The organism is Bradyrhizobium sp. WYCCWR15520 (assembly GCF_056174665.1).
Genome location: NZ_JBWBWM010000033.1, coordinates 55,529 through 69,808, shown reverse-complemented (window position 1 = coordinate 69,808; position 14,280 = coordinate 55,529). Strand labels below are relative to the sequence as shown.

The following is a 14,280-nucleotide window of genomic DNA, read 5'->3' as shown; positions in this document are numbered from 1 at the left end:
GAATTTCTCGACTGACATCGTCACGAAATCGAACTAATGCGACGCAACGATGGCGATGCCGCGTTGCGAACGATTAGACATGGCGGCGAAGCATTCACATGATGGAGATCAGCTATGCAGCAGTGGTCGAGGCGAAATGCGCTCGCTCTCATCGCAGGAGCAAGTGTTGCTTCTTACGGAAAGGAGGCACTCGCCGCGCAGCCAGCGCAGAGTCTCGGCGCCATCGCAGCTCGTAACGGCATTGTGTTCGGCGCGGCTGCAGGCCCAGTGATCGACAAGGATGCTGCCTATCGCGAGCTGTATCAGACGCAGACGCGCATCGTGACGACGGACATCGCGATGAAGATGGGAACCATCGCGCCGCAACCGGGACCGAAGCGATTCGAGAGCGCCGATCGTCTGCTGCAATTCTGTGCAGGCAACAACATTCCGATGCGCGGCCATTGCCTGATCTGGAACGAATGGGTTCCACAGTGGATCAAGAGCATGAGCAGCACCGAGCGCGAGAAGTTCTTCGATTCCTACATCGAGGACGTGGCTGCCCGTTATGTCGGCAAGCTGCATTCATGGGACGTCGTCAACGAACCGTTCTGGCCTGGGCACAAGGCTCCCGGCGGCTACCGGCTCGGTCCATGGTACGACACGTTCGGAACCGGCTATGTGCGCCGCGCCTTCGAGCGCGTGGCGATGGTCGACCGCAAGACAAAACTGGTTCTCAACGAAGCGCAGAGCGAGCGCGATGATGATGTCGGTCTCACGGTTCGCAAAGGCCTGCTGCAACTGGTTGACGAACTGAAGCACGCCGGCGTGCCGCTGCATGCCGTCGGATTGCAAAGTCACCTGCAGCCGCGCTATCCGCACGACCCCGGACGTTTCGCCGAATTCCTGCACGCGCTCGCCGACCGTGGCGTCGAGATCTACCTGACCGAATTCGACGTGCGCGATGATACGTTTCCGGACGACATCGCAGCGCGCGACGCCATGATTGCGGAGACCGCCGAGAAGTATCTGAACAACGCGTTGCGCGTTCCAGCGGTCAAGATGGTGATCGCGTGGGAACTCGCCGATAACTACTCGTTCTATACCGATGCGGCGAAGAAGAAAGATCCTCTCGCGCAGCGGCTGCCGCGGCCGCTGCCGTTCGATTCGTCGATGCAGAAGAAGCCGCTGTGGTATGCGATGGCGCGCGCGTTCGAAAATGCCCGGAAGTCGTAGCCGCCGACCGTGTCGGATCCGCTCATACGCCCGAATGCTGGGGGCGTGGACGGAGCATCCGCAACAGTGACGGCGCGTAGAGCACGGCAAGCGCGCCGAAATAGACGGCGGCGCCTGCCGTGACATGCGCCGCCAACACGGCAAGGGTGCGAGCTTCCGGGAAGATCCGCAGCAGGGCGGCCATCGCAATCGTAGCCAATGCGATGCGCACGAGATGGCTGATCGGAAGGCGCAAGCCAAACCTGGTAAAGCCGATCGAAAAGCTGACGATGGCGGCGGCCAGCGCCGCCAGCACCGTGGCGCCGGCGACGCCCGTCAATCCCCAGCGCGGCAGGAACAGAGCGCTCAGCACCACGGTTGTCGACGCGTCGATCGCAGCAATCGCCATCATCCAGCGCGTGCGGTTTTGCAGCAGAAAGACCTGGTCGCCGAAATGAGCGCGCAGGTTGCGGATCGCGCCGGCAAGCGTCGAGAGCGGCAGGATTGCGAGCGTCACCGCTTGAAACGGCGCCGCGATCAGGAGGTGCACGATCTCCGTTCGCAGCATGATGATGCCGGCAAGGCTCGGCGCCAGGATGGCGACAAGAAGCGCGCTGTTGGTGGCAAGCTGACGCATGCCGGCCTGGCTGCCGCCCTGCTCGATGCTTTTTACCGCCAGCGGGAACGCCGCTGCCGTCACCAGCATGGCCGCGACCGCCGCGGCCCGCTGGCCCAGGCCATAGCCGACCGCGAACAACCCGGCTGCGGCCACGCCTGAGAATTGGCTGATGATGAAGCGGGACGCATTGAGGCCGACCCAGCCGAGCGCGCCGCCGACGATCAGGGGAAGGCCATAGCGCAGGGCGTGAACCACGATCTCCCGGTCGATCGGCCACAGGCGATGGCTCCAGCCGATCCAGGGCAGGACGATGAGCGCGGCGATCAGTTGTGCAAGTGCGTAGCCGGCCAGCGGCCATTCCGGCGATTGGCCGATCAGCTTGATCAACACCAGGCCCACTAAGAACCCGACGGATGGCCCGAATACCTGCTGGATCGTGTAGACCCGGATCTGCTGTCGCGCGCGGGCGCGTTCGCCGATGTAGAGATTGAGTGATCGGGTGATCACATATGCGACGGTGGCGAGCAGAAGGCCCGTTCCGGCGCCGGGCGCGATCACCAGAAGCAGAATTCCGACCACGGCCGCGCTTTGCAGCATGACGGACGCGAGTAACACGGCGTTCTCGGTGCGATAGAAACGGGGCCCGTCGCCCGCGTCTTGGTAACGTCCGAGGAAACGTAGCGCATATTGCGACCACCAGGCCAGGAAGCCGATCTGCAGCAGTTCATGCGTGGCCGTGATCAGCGTGATGACGCCGAGCGTGTGTTCGTCGACGACATGCGTCCACACGATCATTGCCAGAAGCTGGAACAGCGGTCCGACGAATTGCGCGGGCAGATAGAGCAGGGTGTGCTTGAGGAGCATCTCTTAAGCCCCCAACCAGCGGCAGATTCGGGGTGGGGCCAGTTGCCTGACAGCGAGCAGCGCGGCGATCGAAACGAGTGCGGTCACGCCACAGGTAACGGCAAAGCCGGCGACGCCGTCGAGCTGGCGCAGCGCTGTGTGATCGCGCAGCGCCATGACGACGAAGATATGCCAGAGATAGATGAAGTAGCTGACTGAGCCGATCCACCCGAGCAGCGGAGATTTCGGCTGAATGGCAAACAGCGCAACGCAGAACAGGGCCGCATAGAGGAAGAAGGCGATCGAATCGTAAGTGGCGGCGTCGCCAAGGTTGAGAATGCGCACGGCGGCATAAAGTACGTAGGCCGCCAGCATGGCGCCAAACAACGTACGGCGCACGCCCTGAGCAGTCAGGTCTGCAAACATCGCGGTCAGCGCGCCGAGCGCGACGAACGAGAACCAGAACGGAATGTCGCGCATGCGGAGCTCGTCGAGCAATGCCTCCGAGGCGCCGAGCCGTGACATGGTCGGGTCGAGATAGCTGCCGGCCACCAATCCGCAGCTGATCGAGAGTATCAGCAGCGTCGCGATGCGTTGCCTTGAAGCGTGTCCGTCCCCGCCGGCCGCAAAGACGAGCCACAGGCCGATTGTACAGCAGACATAGACGAAGACGTAATAGTAGACGAATACGTATCCCAGTCCGAACCGGGCCAGCGTCGTGCTGATGCGATGGTCCATCGCCGGGTTGTGCAGCGCCATGTAGGCATACGCGGCGACGAACGCGATCGCGTAGGGGATCAGGGCCGCCCTCAGCCGCTTCGCGAGCGGCACGCGGCCGGAGAGCGCGGTGAGATAACCGGACGCGAACAGGAACACCGGCACGCAGGGCCGCAGCGCCGCGTCGAGGGATTTTGCCCAGGCCGCGTCGAGCGGCTGCGGCAGCGAATGAATTCCGATCACCATCAAAATGGCGATGCCGCGCATGGTGTCGACGACGCCGTCGCGGGCTTTGGCCGGCGCATGCGGGACGCTCAGGGATGCAGGGTTTGCCGGCAGGCGCTCGACGACCGTCATCGTGCGCTCTCCTGCCGCGACACCGCGGGCCTGATGGCGCGGCGGTCGTATGCCTCGGTCAGATATCGCCGCAGCGGCGCTTCGAACGTGCGCAGCGACACGACACTCGCGATGGCGAGAACGACGATCGCCACCGGCGCCAGAACGAGTCGTTCATGCGGCGACAGGGAAAGCAGCCGCGATCCGAAGGTGATGACGACGGTCGCTACCGGGATGTGCAGCATGTAGCAGGAATAGGTCAGCGGCGACCAGCGATCGAAGCCGAGCCGCGACAGCTGCGTCTCGCGTCCGGCGCAGTCCGCCTGAACGGCGAGCAGCGCGATAGCATAGATGGCGAGCAGCGCGGTCATCGTCGGCAGCCACGAGCCAAGCACGATAAACGCCGCCAGCGATGCAGCGAGCGCGCCAGGAATCATGGGCCAACGTCCGATCCGGTCGCGAAACAGATAGCAGGCCACACCGAGGTTGAAGGCGGGCAGAGCCCGGAAGGCGCCGCCCTGGTTGATCCAGTCGGCCCACGGCGTCGTCCCAGCGGCCGCCACCCAAAGGGAGTTGGCGAGGGCCGTGAGGACCACGAGCGCAATGATCGCCTCGTTGCGGCGTTGGGTGATCAGTGCAACGACCGGGAACAGCAGATAGCAGAACATCTCCGCCGAGAGCGACCAGCTCGGGAAGTTGAACGTCAGACGCTCGCCGATGAAGGCGTGAAGCAGCAAGAATTGTGCAGGCAGGTCGGAAAGCGGGTAGCGGGCGGGGTTGTCTGTCCGCGCGGCGCCCAAATGAAGCGCGCCGGCAAGCGCCACATAGAAGGCGAGCGTGGCTAGATGCAGCGGATAGATGCGGGCGAGACGGCGCCAGAGGAAGCGGCCGATCGATGCGGCATCGTCGACGCGCCCGAAATACTGGCGCGCGATGACAAAGCCGGAGACCACAAAGAACAGATCGACGAACAGATTGAAATGCCAGGTGTGGGCGACCATGAAGCGGCCGGCGGGCACGTCCTTGAAGTAATCGGAATAGTGAAGGATCACCACGGCGCCGGCCGCAATGATCCGTAACCCGTCCTGGTGCCTTGTGGCGCTGCTGTCATGCAAGGCGGCGGTACTCCGGAGCAGCGTTTCCCTGGTGGTGAGCAAGGCGGGCTATCAGGCTGATGACGTTCTCCCGGTCGCCGCGGGCCAGATCGTTCCAGCGGGCGAGATTCCGTACCGCCTGTGCCATGTACCGGGCGCGCCAATCCTCGTTCGATAAAGCAGACGCGATTCGCGCGGCGGCGGAAGCGGGATCGGCGGTATCGATATAGATGCCGGACTCGCCGAGCACTTCGCGGAAGATGGCGGCATCGGGGGCGATGATCGGCAGACCGGCATATTGCGCTTCCAGCAGCGGCAATCCCAGGCCTTCGTCGTGCGACGTGCAGATGAAGAGATCGGCGGCGTCAAGCAGTTGATTGACCCGCTCGGCAGACTGATATCCGTGCAGCGTCACGCCCGGCTGTTCCTCAAGCGCCTGCCCGTCGTTGCCCCATCCCGGCCTTCCGACGATATCCAGCGTGGCGTCCGGAAATCCCTGCATCCGCAAGGCTTCGAGGATTTTCGCCGCCGCTGGAAAATTCTTGCGCGGCTCTACCGTACCTAGCGCGATCAGCCGAAGCGGTCGAGCTTGCGCGCTGCGTTCGCCGCGTTGCCCCGGGTCGAGCCCAAATACGTTGCGCACTGCAGGGCGATAGAGCGTCACCTCGGCGTCGGACCGGCAATGCGCGGCGAGCTTGCGCCTTGTATCGCCGGAATTTGCCAGAAAGCGCGGGTAGTGGCGCAAGGCGAGCTTGAATGGGCCGGCCATGTAAAGCCGCGCCCGCATATTCAGCTCAGCGCGCCGCGTGATCAGGAAGTCATCGTGGATATAGGGCAGCACCCGCGAGGCAAACGGCCGCAGCAGCGGGCTGGGCGGAAAGCCGGGGCAGAGCAAGATGGAGGACGAAGCAGCTAGCCGCATCGGCAACCCCAGCGTCTGCGTTGTCAGCATCTGGCGAAGCCCCTGCGCCGTCACCGGCACGACATCGAGCGGCGCAAGCGCTTTAGCGGAGAACAGCTCCAGCGTGATGCGTTCGAGGCCGGTGACGTGGCGTCCGAGATGGGTGTTGTCGATATAGATAGCCATGCGAAGAGAATCCCGAAGTTATGCCGCAACGGACCGGTAGGTGACGTGCGGGCGAATTTGCGAGGGCGCGGCGACGCGCCGCTGCTCGCGCGGCAGCAGGACTGAAACGAGGATCACGAACTGCGCGAGCTGAATGTTCTTCGACGAGAAGCTCACTGAACTCGCCGCGATGATGACGATCAGCAGCATGATCGCCCATGCCGCGGCGCTCGAACGGCGCAGCAATTCGACGAAGAAACAGACCAGTCCGATCGTCAGCAGGGTGGTATGGATGAGGCCGAACTGCACGACCGATGAAATCCAGAAGTTCTCGATGCCATAGTTGAGGCCGAGCTGCGACTGCAGCGCGTTCACCCGGACCGGGTTGGGGCCGAGGATCAGTTCATTCCAGTCGAAATGCGAGAGCAGGCTGAAGGTGGCGTAGCGCGCCAGCGTGCTGCCCTTGTCGGAAGAGAAGCGCAGCAGCATCTTGTCGAAAATGCCGAGGTCGAGCGCCGCGAAGATAATGGCGCCGGCGGCAAACAGCACGCAGATGGCGAGAATGGCCGCGGGAAGCGGCATTCGCTTTCCCCGTATCAGGTGCAGCGCCTCGAAGCCGCCGATCAGTCCGATGACCGCGAGCACCGTAACCAGCGAAGTTCGGCCGCCAAACGCCATCAGCGATGCCAGGCAGGATGCGATCAAGGGCAGCCGCAGCAGAACCGGCGGACAAATCGCCGGGCGAAGCACCAGCGCCAGAACGTAGGCGCCGACGATGCCGGAAGCGGTGAGCGGATGGCCGAGTAGCGCCGCGGAGCGCCATTCTCCCATCACCACGACATCGCCGAGCGTCAGTGGGATCAGCCGATGGCCGGAGAAATACTCATAATATCCAAGCACGACGTTCAGCAGGATCGTGAAGTGAATGGCCCAAACCAGCGGGCGCCGTTGCGCGGGCGACAATTGCCACATCACCATCGCGATCAGGATCGGCAGCAGGAACGTGTCGATAATGACCGTGAAGGGGCGTTCGAGCACGATCACCTGGACCAGCAGAAGCAGCCAGCACAGCAAGTACGCCAGCAGCAGTTTCGATTCGGAAAACATCCGGTTGATCTCGCCGATCGGGCCGCGGCTGCGCATCAACAGCAGCGAGAAGGCGAGCACCGTGAAATAGGTCGCCGGATGCAGCTTTTCGTAAAAATTTCCGCCCGCCGTGAGATAATGAATCTTCCAATTGGTCAGCACGGAGGACGAGAGCGTGAAGGTTGCCACGACGGCGAGCAGCATCAAGCCGGTCGCGATCCGTTCGATGAACGCATCGGCACTCGCGATGCGCCCAGGTGTATGAGCCGGCCGCACCGCGTCCAATACAAGGGGGCGGCGGCGCATTTGTGCGACGCCTGCAGATCCGTTTAACGGTCCTCGCATTCTCACCGCGCCGCTCCGGCATGGAGGCCCGCGGTGCCGTACGGCTTAAGATAGGCCGAGCTGCGGTAATAGTCGTAGAACTGCAGGCGGCTGAGATCGACGCGGGTCAACACCGTTCCCATGATCCGATCGCTGACCGGGGACAGCAGGTTCATGGCGTGAGACAGCACTTCGCCGGGGGTCTGATCCCAGGCCAGCGCCACAATGATGCGATCGGCCAGTTCGGCGAGCGCGCGGCCATCGACCAGGGGCACCAGCGGCGGCGAGTCGATCACGATCAATTCGTAGCGGTGGCGGAAGTAATCGAGGACATCGACGATCCGGTCCGAGAACATCAGCTCCGTGATGTATTCGACCTGCTGGATCTTGGTCGACGGCAGAATCGAAAGGCCCGTGCTCTGGTCGACGAGCACGGCATGCTCCGGCGCGACGCGACCGATCGCGACCTCCAGAAGCCCGGCGTCGGCGCGCGGACAGAGCGCGTGCGTCACTTGCGGATTGCGCAGGTCGCCATCGATGAGAAGCGTCCGGATGCCGAGCGTGGCCAGCGACTGCGCCAGGTTGATGGCCAACGTGGTCTTGCCCTCGCTGTCGAGCGCGGACGTGACCTGCACGACCTTCACCGGCTGCGATCGCATCGTCCGTTGCAGCGCGAGGCGAACGGCCCGGATCGCTTCCGCGAAGAACGTGCCGGGCTCGTCGATCGCGTAGCGCGTCAAGGGCGGCTGCAGCGGCGCCGGCAGGAGCTTGGTGGTCTTCGGATCATAGCGGCCGAGTTCTTTTCGTCCGCGCCGGGCGAGACCGGCGAGCTCGCGCGAGCCGATCAACGGAACCGCGGCAAGGGCCGGCACACCCGCAATGGCTTCGGCCCGTTCGAGCGTCTTCACGCGGTCGTCGAGATAGTCGGCGAGGAATGCCAGCACGCTGCCGGCGCCAAGGCCGATCATCATTGCGAGGCCGAGGATCAGCATCGTCTTGGGCGATGATGGCCTGATCGGAATGCTGGCCTTGGTCACGATCCGCGAATCCGGCATTTCCAGACTCTCCTGCGCGGTCGTTTCCTTGGAGCGTGCGAGATAGGACTCATACTGGGTGCGGTTGGCCTCGGCTTCGCGCTGCAGTTCGCGCAAGCGCACCTGGGCCTGACCTGAAGAGGTGGAGACGCCCTGGAGCTGGTCGAGACTCTGCTGCAGCGACGCTTCGCGCGAACGCGCCACGTCATAGTCGTGCTTCGTGCTCTCCAGTATTCGCTTGATTTCCTCATTGATGAGCCGCTGCGTATCGCGCCGCTGTGCCCGGACGTTGGCGACGGAAGGATGACGCGCGCCGTACTTGCTTGAGAGATCGGCTTCGTTCTTGGCGATATCGGCGTACTGGGTCCGCAGCTTCGTGATCATTTCCGAGGAAATCGCCGCGTTGATGCCGCCAGGATCGCCGCCCGATTTCGCGATATCCTGGACCTGCTCGTACTTTGCCCGCGCCTCTGCCGTTTGCGCCCGGGCGGCGATCAGCTTTCCGTTAAGGTCGGTGATCTGCTGGTCGTTGAGCGTTACGCCCTGCGACACCATCAGATTGTTGGCAGAACGAAAATCCTCGACTGCCTTTTCGGACGCGACAACTCTGGACTTCAGATCATCGATCTGTCCATTGAGCCAAGTCGCCGCAATGCGCGTGGCGTCGTATTTGGCGCGAACCTGCTCGTCGAAGTAAGCATCAGCAATCGCGTTGGCGATGGTGGCGGCCTTTTGCGGCGATTGCGAACTGACGGCGATGTCGACGAGGAAGGTGGTGCCTTGCCGCGTCACTTTCATCCGCTTCTGAAGGATATCGACCGACCGCGACTTGGCGGCGTCCTCCGGGCTGGCGCCGTCGCTCGGCCCGCTGCTGCGGAACAGGCTCTTGATAGGATCGAGCAGGCCGGGCTTTGGCGTGAATTCCTCGTCTTCCGTCAGCTTCAGCTTGCCGACGACGCGCGTCAGGATGGCGACCGACTGGATCAGCAGCGTCTGGCTTTCGATCGTTGCGTCGTCGGTGCCGAAGTTCGACAGCACGGACTGGTTGGTCTCGACGACATTGGCGCGGCGCGGATCGACCAGCACGGTTGAGGTAGCCGTATATAGAGTGGTGGCGAACAACAGATAGACCACTGCCAGGCTGAGCAGGACGGCGGCCGGCAGCGCCACCATCTTGTAGCGGCGGCGCAGGATCCGGCCCATCTCGCGCAAATCGACGGTCGGATACTGCCAGCTTTCGGCCGGCCGGACCGGAGGCTCGTCGGGAATCACATAGGGCAGGTCAGAATTGCGCTGTAACATTCATACCTACCAGATGCTTGTCGAAGCTGAAGACGGGGACGTCGCTGTCGCGCTTGGTGTAGCGGTAGTAGGCGGAAACGGCGGCGAAGCGGTTGACGAGATATTTGACGCGCGTGTCCGATGTGATCACGTTGTCCTTGCGGATCTGGCCGAAGAACTTGTCGTTCTCGTAGCCGCCGGCGAGCGACACGATGATGTTACGCCGCAGTTCGTAATCGAGGCCGAGTTGAACCGCATTCGCGAGCACGCCGGTGGCGCTGGTATCGGTAGTCTGCGTGACGAGCTGTTCGGCATTGAAGTGTACATCGAGCAGGCGCGTCGGCCGCCACGTCAACCGCGCGCGGTATGAGGGGCCTTCGATGGTGCCAATCGACGGATCGTCAAAACGCTGCTGGACATAGCCGGCGCCGAATTCGCCGGTCACGAGGTTGCTTAAGCCGACCGTGATGCCGGATAGTGCGCGATACCCTTGCGAGTCCAGGGAATGGCCCGGTGTTCCCCTGATGTCGCGCTGATTGCCTTCCACGCCGCCGAACCAGCCGAGGGTGGAAGAGATGGCATAGTCGATCCGGCTGTGAAGCGCGTAGATCTGTCCGTCGCGGGCGTCCTGGTTGATGACGGTGCCGTCCTGCGCGCGTGTCGATCCGTAGTCGTAGGAATCGGTGCGGAAGCCGACCGATGTCGTCAGCCGGTTGAACTCCTTGCGCAGGGTGACGTCGCCCGACATCAGATTGTACGGCGTCGGCGATATCGCGTTGGCGGGCGAAGTGAGCGTGCCGACGCCTTCGTTCAGATGCGCCACCTGAAAGCTGCCCAGCAGCATCGTGTCTTTCGCGATGTCCAGCCAGCCATTGCCCTTCAGGCTGGCGTTGGTCTGGTTCAGGCTCGAAAACTGGTTATAGACCGTCGACTGCGCATCCAGCTTCAGATCGACGCCATGCCGTCCCCATAAAGAGTGCGCGCGCAGCGTCGGCTCGATCACGGCCGCAATATCGGAACGCGGCGCGGTGTTCGACGCAAAGACGTTGCTGTCGTAAAAAGTGCCGGCGGTCAGCGACGGGTTGAACATCCACGAGCCGGAGCGAATGCCGACGGGTTCATAGCCAGGCTGTTGTCGCTTCTTCACCGGCATGTCCTCGGGCGGTATCTCTTCGCGGGTTTCCGGGTCGGTCCTGTCCGGCAGCGACGACGGCTCAAAGATTTTCTGCGAGTTCCACGGGGAAGCGAATTCCCCGCTGGTCCACGGAATGGCCTGTGCATTCGCCGACGAGCCAAGACCCAGCAGGATGGCAGCCGCCGGCATGGGCAAGAGGCTGAAGCGGCTTAGATCGAGAACGCGTATCGAACAGACTCGCTCTCCGCTTTCTTTAGACGCATTCAACGATGCAGATTCGAATCCCATCACCCATCCCTTGCGGGAGCGCGAAGGCGGCGAACACATATTGGGCGAGGCCCATCGCTCAAATAATGATCGTCGACTGCGCATAGAAACGGCAGGCCTCATACTCGGTACGCGGGCGCAAGGATTTTGGATTGTGAGATTGAAGTGATGCGCACGCCTGCAACGCGCCTTGCCGGAAAAGTTTCCCCGCGCTGCAAAATTTTTCGCAATCGCAAAAAATTTTGTGATGACAGCGCAACACGAACGCTGTCATCCGCTCGCGAGCGGCATTCACCTCATCTGCAGTTCCGTGGATGGCTAGAAGTAGCGCTCCGGAATTCGGATGTTGTCGCCCGGATAGACCGGAACGGGAGCGTCAAGAGGATAAGTCTCTTCTGCACCAGCGCCTGCGCGGCGTAGAAAGACCTTGTTTTCGTTGGCGCGATACGTGAATCCGCCGGCGCTCGCGACGGCATCCATGACCGTCAATCCGTTGCGGTACGGGTATTCGCCGCTCTTCTTCACCTCGCCGAGAATGTAATACGGGCGGTATTGCGCGATCTCGACGTTGACGCGGGGATCACGCACGATTCCCCTTGCCAGTGCGGACGCGATCGACTTTTCGAGCTGCCGCGTCGTCGCGCCCGCAGCCTTGATATGGCCGGCGAGCGGAATCGAAACCTGACCGCTGTTGCTGATTTCATACTCGCCGGTGATGTCGGGTTCCCCGTACACCTTGAGTCTGATTCGGTCGTTCGGACCGAGAACGTAACCGTCCGCAGACGATGACGACGATGACGTTTGTGCTGAAGCTTGAAACGAAAGACCGGCACTGAAGCCGGCGATCGCAAGGACGAAGAGAAAGGGAAGCGTCAGGCCGGCGCTGAACGACCGTTGCTGCATGGCTGCATCTCCATGAATGCACGTAACAGCTGCGGATCATATGGAAGCAAAAACGGCGAAAGAATGTGAAGGCGAGAGTTCCGCTCGATTTGGTGAACGCGTGCTTCACATCATTAGAGTGTTCGGCGATCACAAGAACAGGATCGTCGATCCTTCGATTGCAATGCAGGTCAGAGTTCCCGTGCGCCATGCAGCAGTGTCGATGTTGATTCGGTTGGGCCTGATATCCGGATGCGGCACCGGTGTATGACCATGCACGACAAATCTTTCGTGACGCTGCGTCGAGTCGAGGAACTCATCACGAATCCAAATTAGGTCATTGGGATCCTGATGCTCGATCGGGACATCAGGGCGAATGCCGGCGTGCACGAACAAGAAATCGCCGCAACTGAACTGATTGCGTAAACATCGCATCACCAATTCGTGTTCACGAGGAAACGCGTCAACAAAGTGGCGATGTAAGTTGAAGGCTGTCTCGTTCTCGTCGCGCAACTCGATGCCGTAAGATACAAGCGTTTGCATGCCGCCCAATTGCAGCCAGTACGGCAGGATCGCCGGGTCCTGAAGGAATCCTTCCATCACAGCTTCGTGGTTGCCCCGCAGACACACCGCACGATTGGCAACGAGGCGCACCGCAAGCAAATCGAGCACCGTGCTGGAGTCCGGTCCGCGATCGATGTAGTCGCCGAGATAGACCTCAATCGTATGTGCGATCGGCCTGCGCCTAATGTCGTCGTCGATTCGTGCCGTGATCTCGCTCAATAGATCGGCTCGGCCGTGGACGTCGCCGACCGCATAGATGCGCGTGCCGGCTGGCGCTGAAGCGGTTACAGAGCGCGAAGGTGCCGCGAATGGTCGGTGCATGATGCAAGATGTCGATCATGGAACCGGGCGACGGTCAATCCACGACTCAAATGCGTCGACGCTTCTAGAAGAAGATCAGACGAACAAGAATGGCGATCGTCACCCACGCAATCGTGTTCCCGATAATGATTCGGTTTCTGAGCTTGCGGTCAGGCAACAGTCTGTCGTGTTGCACCAGCCCGCGGCTATGCAGACGTTCGGCCATCATGGGCGCCTCCCCGGAACGGTTCCGTGAAGTGGACGGCTCGCGAATCGCTGCCGTCTCTGTTTCCTCCCGAAGCGTGGCGACCATCCTGCGCCTCAATCACTGTCTTTCGACAGGCTGTGGCCGATCGCTTCAGCTTTCGATGAACAATCTCGTTCAAAACAACGACGTGGCCGCGATTTGTTGCCCGCGCAGTAATCGCGAGTTTGTTCGATTGAATGTCGAGAATCGGAGAATGGAATTTGTTCCGAGATTTTTGATTATGCATAGCAGCGTCAAACGACGCGCAGGTCATTAACCAGGCAAACCGACACTAAGCGTCTCCGAACAAACCGGAATATCGCGTCGCACAAACTTCATTAACGATTCAGTTCCGCGCGTTCGCGGAGCGCTTTCGCGTTCTCGCCCAATTTCGTTCAAGATTCTGGAAAGTGTTAGCGACCGCGAAGAGAAACATTCGCTGCTGCGAGATCGTCGCGCTCGTTGTCGAGCAAACGCGATGTACTCGATCACCGTCCGGTTCCAGCAGAAAGGAGACGCATGGCCTCCATTGTGACAGCCAGCTTCGATCGGAATAACGTCACGCCGATTCGAAGAGAGCGAACGCAGATATCGGTCCGTCCTGTCGAATTTGCCGGCGGCAGTACGCATGGCGCGTATCGAGCCCGCCGGCGTTCGCGAAAGCGCGCGCGAATAGAACCGTCGTCCTCGATCGCAAAGCGCATCTTCGATATTGCTGCGGCAAGCGGCGCATTGCTGTTCTTCGCGCCGCTCCTGCTCGCGATTGCAGTGGCGATCAAGGCGACGTCGCCGGGGCCGGTGCTGTTCTTTCAGTACCGCTATGGCTATCGCAACCGTCGCTTCAAGATCTACAAGTTCCGCACGATGCGCAACGATGCCGGCGACGTGCGTGGCGTCAGGCAGACGGTACAGGGCGACGCGCGCGTGACGCCGGTCGGAAGAATTCTGCGCAAGACCAGCCTCGACGAGATTCCGCAACTCATCAACGTGCTCAAGGGCGACATGTCGCTGGTCGGGCCGCGGCCGCACGTGCCAGGAATGCTGGCGGCGGATCTGCCTTACGAAGACCTCGTGCCCTATTATTTTCAGCGGCACACCGCGCGGCCGGGCATTACCGGGCTCGCGCAGGTCAGCGGCTGCAGGGGAAGCACGGCCGAATTCGGTCCCGCGGTTTCGCGGATCGATTACGATCTCGATTACATCGAGAGGTGGTCGCTGCGCATGGACGTCATGATCATCATCCGTACGATCCGCAAGGAATTCCTGTCGGGAAGCGGATTCTGACCACCCG

At 61.7% G+C, this 14,280-nt stretch carries 12 protein-coding genes; 2 read left to right on the top strand and 10 right to left on the bottom strand.

Translation table 11 applies throughout. From position 1 onward, the window contains the following. The first annotated feature begins 114 nt into the window (after positions 1-114). Complete coding sequence (locus AC0QUY_RS31510) at positions 115-1,215, top strand: endo-1,4-beta-xylanase (RefSeq protein WP_475390117.1); 1,101 nt, start codon at positions 115-117, stop codon at positions 1,213-1,215. A gap of 22 nt (positions 1,216-1,237) precedes the next feature. Here AC0QUY_RS31510 and AC0QUY_RS31505 read toward each other — a convergent pair whose 3' ends face one another. From AC0QUY_RS31505 to AC0QUY_RS31460, 10 genes are all read right to left on the bottom strand, one after another. Continuing rightward, entirely contained in the window at positions 1,238-2,677 is a 1,440-nt protein-coding gene (locus AC0QUY_RS31505; RefSeq protein ID WP_475390116.1) for a lipopolysaccharide biosynthesis protein, read from the bottom strand. 3 nt (positions 2,678-2,680) lie between these two features. Beyond that, complete coding sequence (locus tag AC0QUY_RS31500) at positions 2,681-3,730, bottom strand: acyltransferase family protein (protein WP_475390115.1); 1,050 nt, start codon at positions 3,728-3,730, stop codon at positions 2,681-2,683. Next, entirely contained in the window at positions 3,727-4,824 is a 1,098-nt protein-coding gene (locus AC0QUY_RS31495) for an acyltransferase family protein (RefSeq protein WP_475390114.1), read from the bottom strand. Before AC0QUY_RS31495 ends, AC0QUY_RS31500 begins: the two co-directional genes overlap by 4 nt. After that, positions 4,817-5,890 (bottom strand): glycosyltransferase, encoded by a 1,074-nt coding sequence (locus AC0QUY_RS31490; protein WP_475390113.1) that lies wholly within the window; start codon positions 5,888-5,890, stop codon positions 4,817-4,819. Before AC0QUY_RS31490 ends, AC0QUY_RS31495 begins: the two co-directional genes overlap by 8 nt. An 18-nt stretch (positions 5,891-5,908) precedes the next feature. Continuing rightward, on the bottom strand, positions 5,909-7,261 hold the full coding sequence (locus AC0QUY_RS31485) for a VpsF family polysaccharide biosynthesis protein (RefSeq protein WP_475390112.1): 1,353 nt from the start codon (positions 7,259-7,261) through the stop codon (positions 5,909-5,911). Between the two features lie 41 nt (positions 7,262-7,302). Beyond that, positions 7,303-9,615, bottom strand: coding sequence for an AAA family ATPase (locus tag AC0QUY_RS31480; RefSeq protein ID WP_475390111.1), 2,313 nt, complete (start codon positions 9,613-9,615; stop codon positions 7,303-7,305). After that, a complete protein-coding gene (locus AC0QUY_RS31475; protein WP_475390110.1) occupies positions 9,596-10,918 on the bottom strand; it encodes an outer membrane beta-barrel protein in 1,323 nt (440 codons plus the stop codon). Before AC0QUY_RS31475 ends, AC0QUY_RS31480 begins: the two co-directional genes overlap by 20 nt. Before the next feature lie 396 nt (positions 10,919-11,314). Continuing rightward, positions 11,315-11,899 (bottom strand): polysaccharide biosynthesis/export family protein, encoded by a 585-nt coding sequence (locus AC0QUY_RS31470; RefSeq protein ID WP_475390109.1) that lies wholly within the window; start codon positions 11,897-11,899, stop codon positions 11,315-11,317. A gap of 129 nt (positions 11,900-12,028) precedes the next feature. Next, the gene (locus AC0QUY_RS31465) at positions 12,029-12,661 is read right to left on the bottom strand and encodes a metallophosphoesterase (RefSeq protein ID WP_475390108.1); all 633 of its coding nucleotides are present in this window, start codon (positions 12,659-12,661) and stop codon (positions 12,029-12,031) included. Between the two features lie 166 nt (positions 12,662-12,827). Then, a complete protein-coding gene (locus AC0QUY_RS31460) occupies positions 12,828-13,055 on the bottom strand; it encodes a hypothetical protein (protein WP_475390107.1) in 228 nt (75 codons plus the stop codon). Between the two features lie 453 nt (positions 13,056-13,508). Between AC0QUY_RS31460 and AC0QUY_RS31455 the strand changes: the two genes are divergently transcribed. Next, positions 13,509-14,273 (top strand): sugar transferase, encoded by a 765-nt coding sequence (locus tag AC0QUY_RS31455; RefSeq protein WP_475390106.1) that lies wholly within the window; start codon positions 13,509-13,511, stop codon positions 14,271-14,273. Positions 14,274-14,280: the final 7 nt, after the last annotated feature.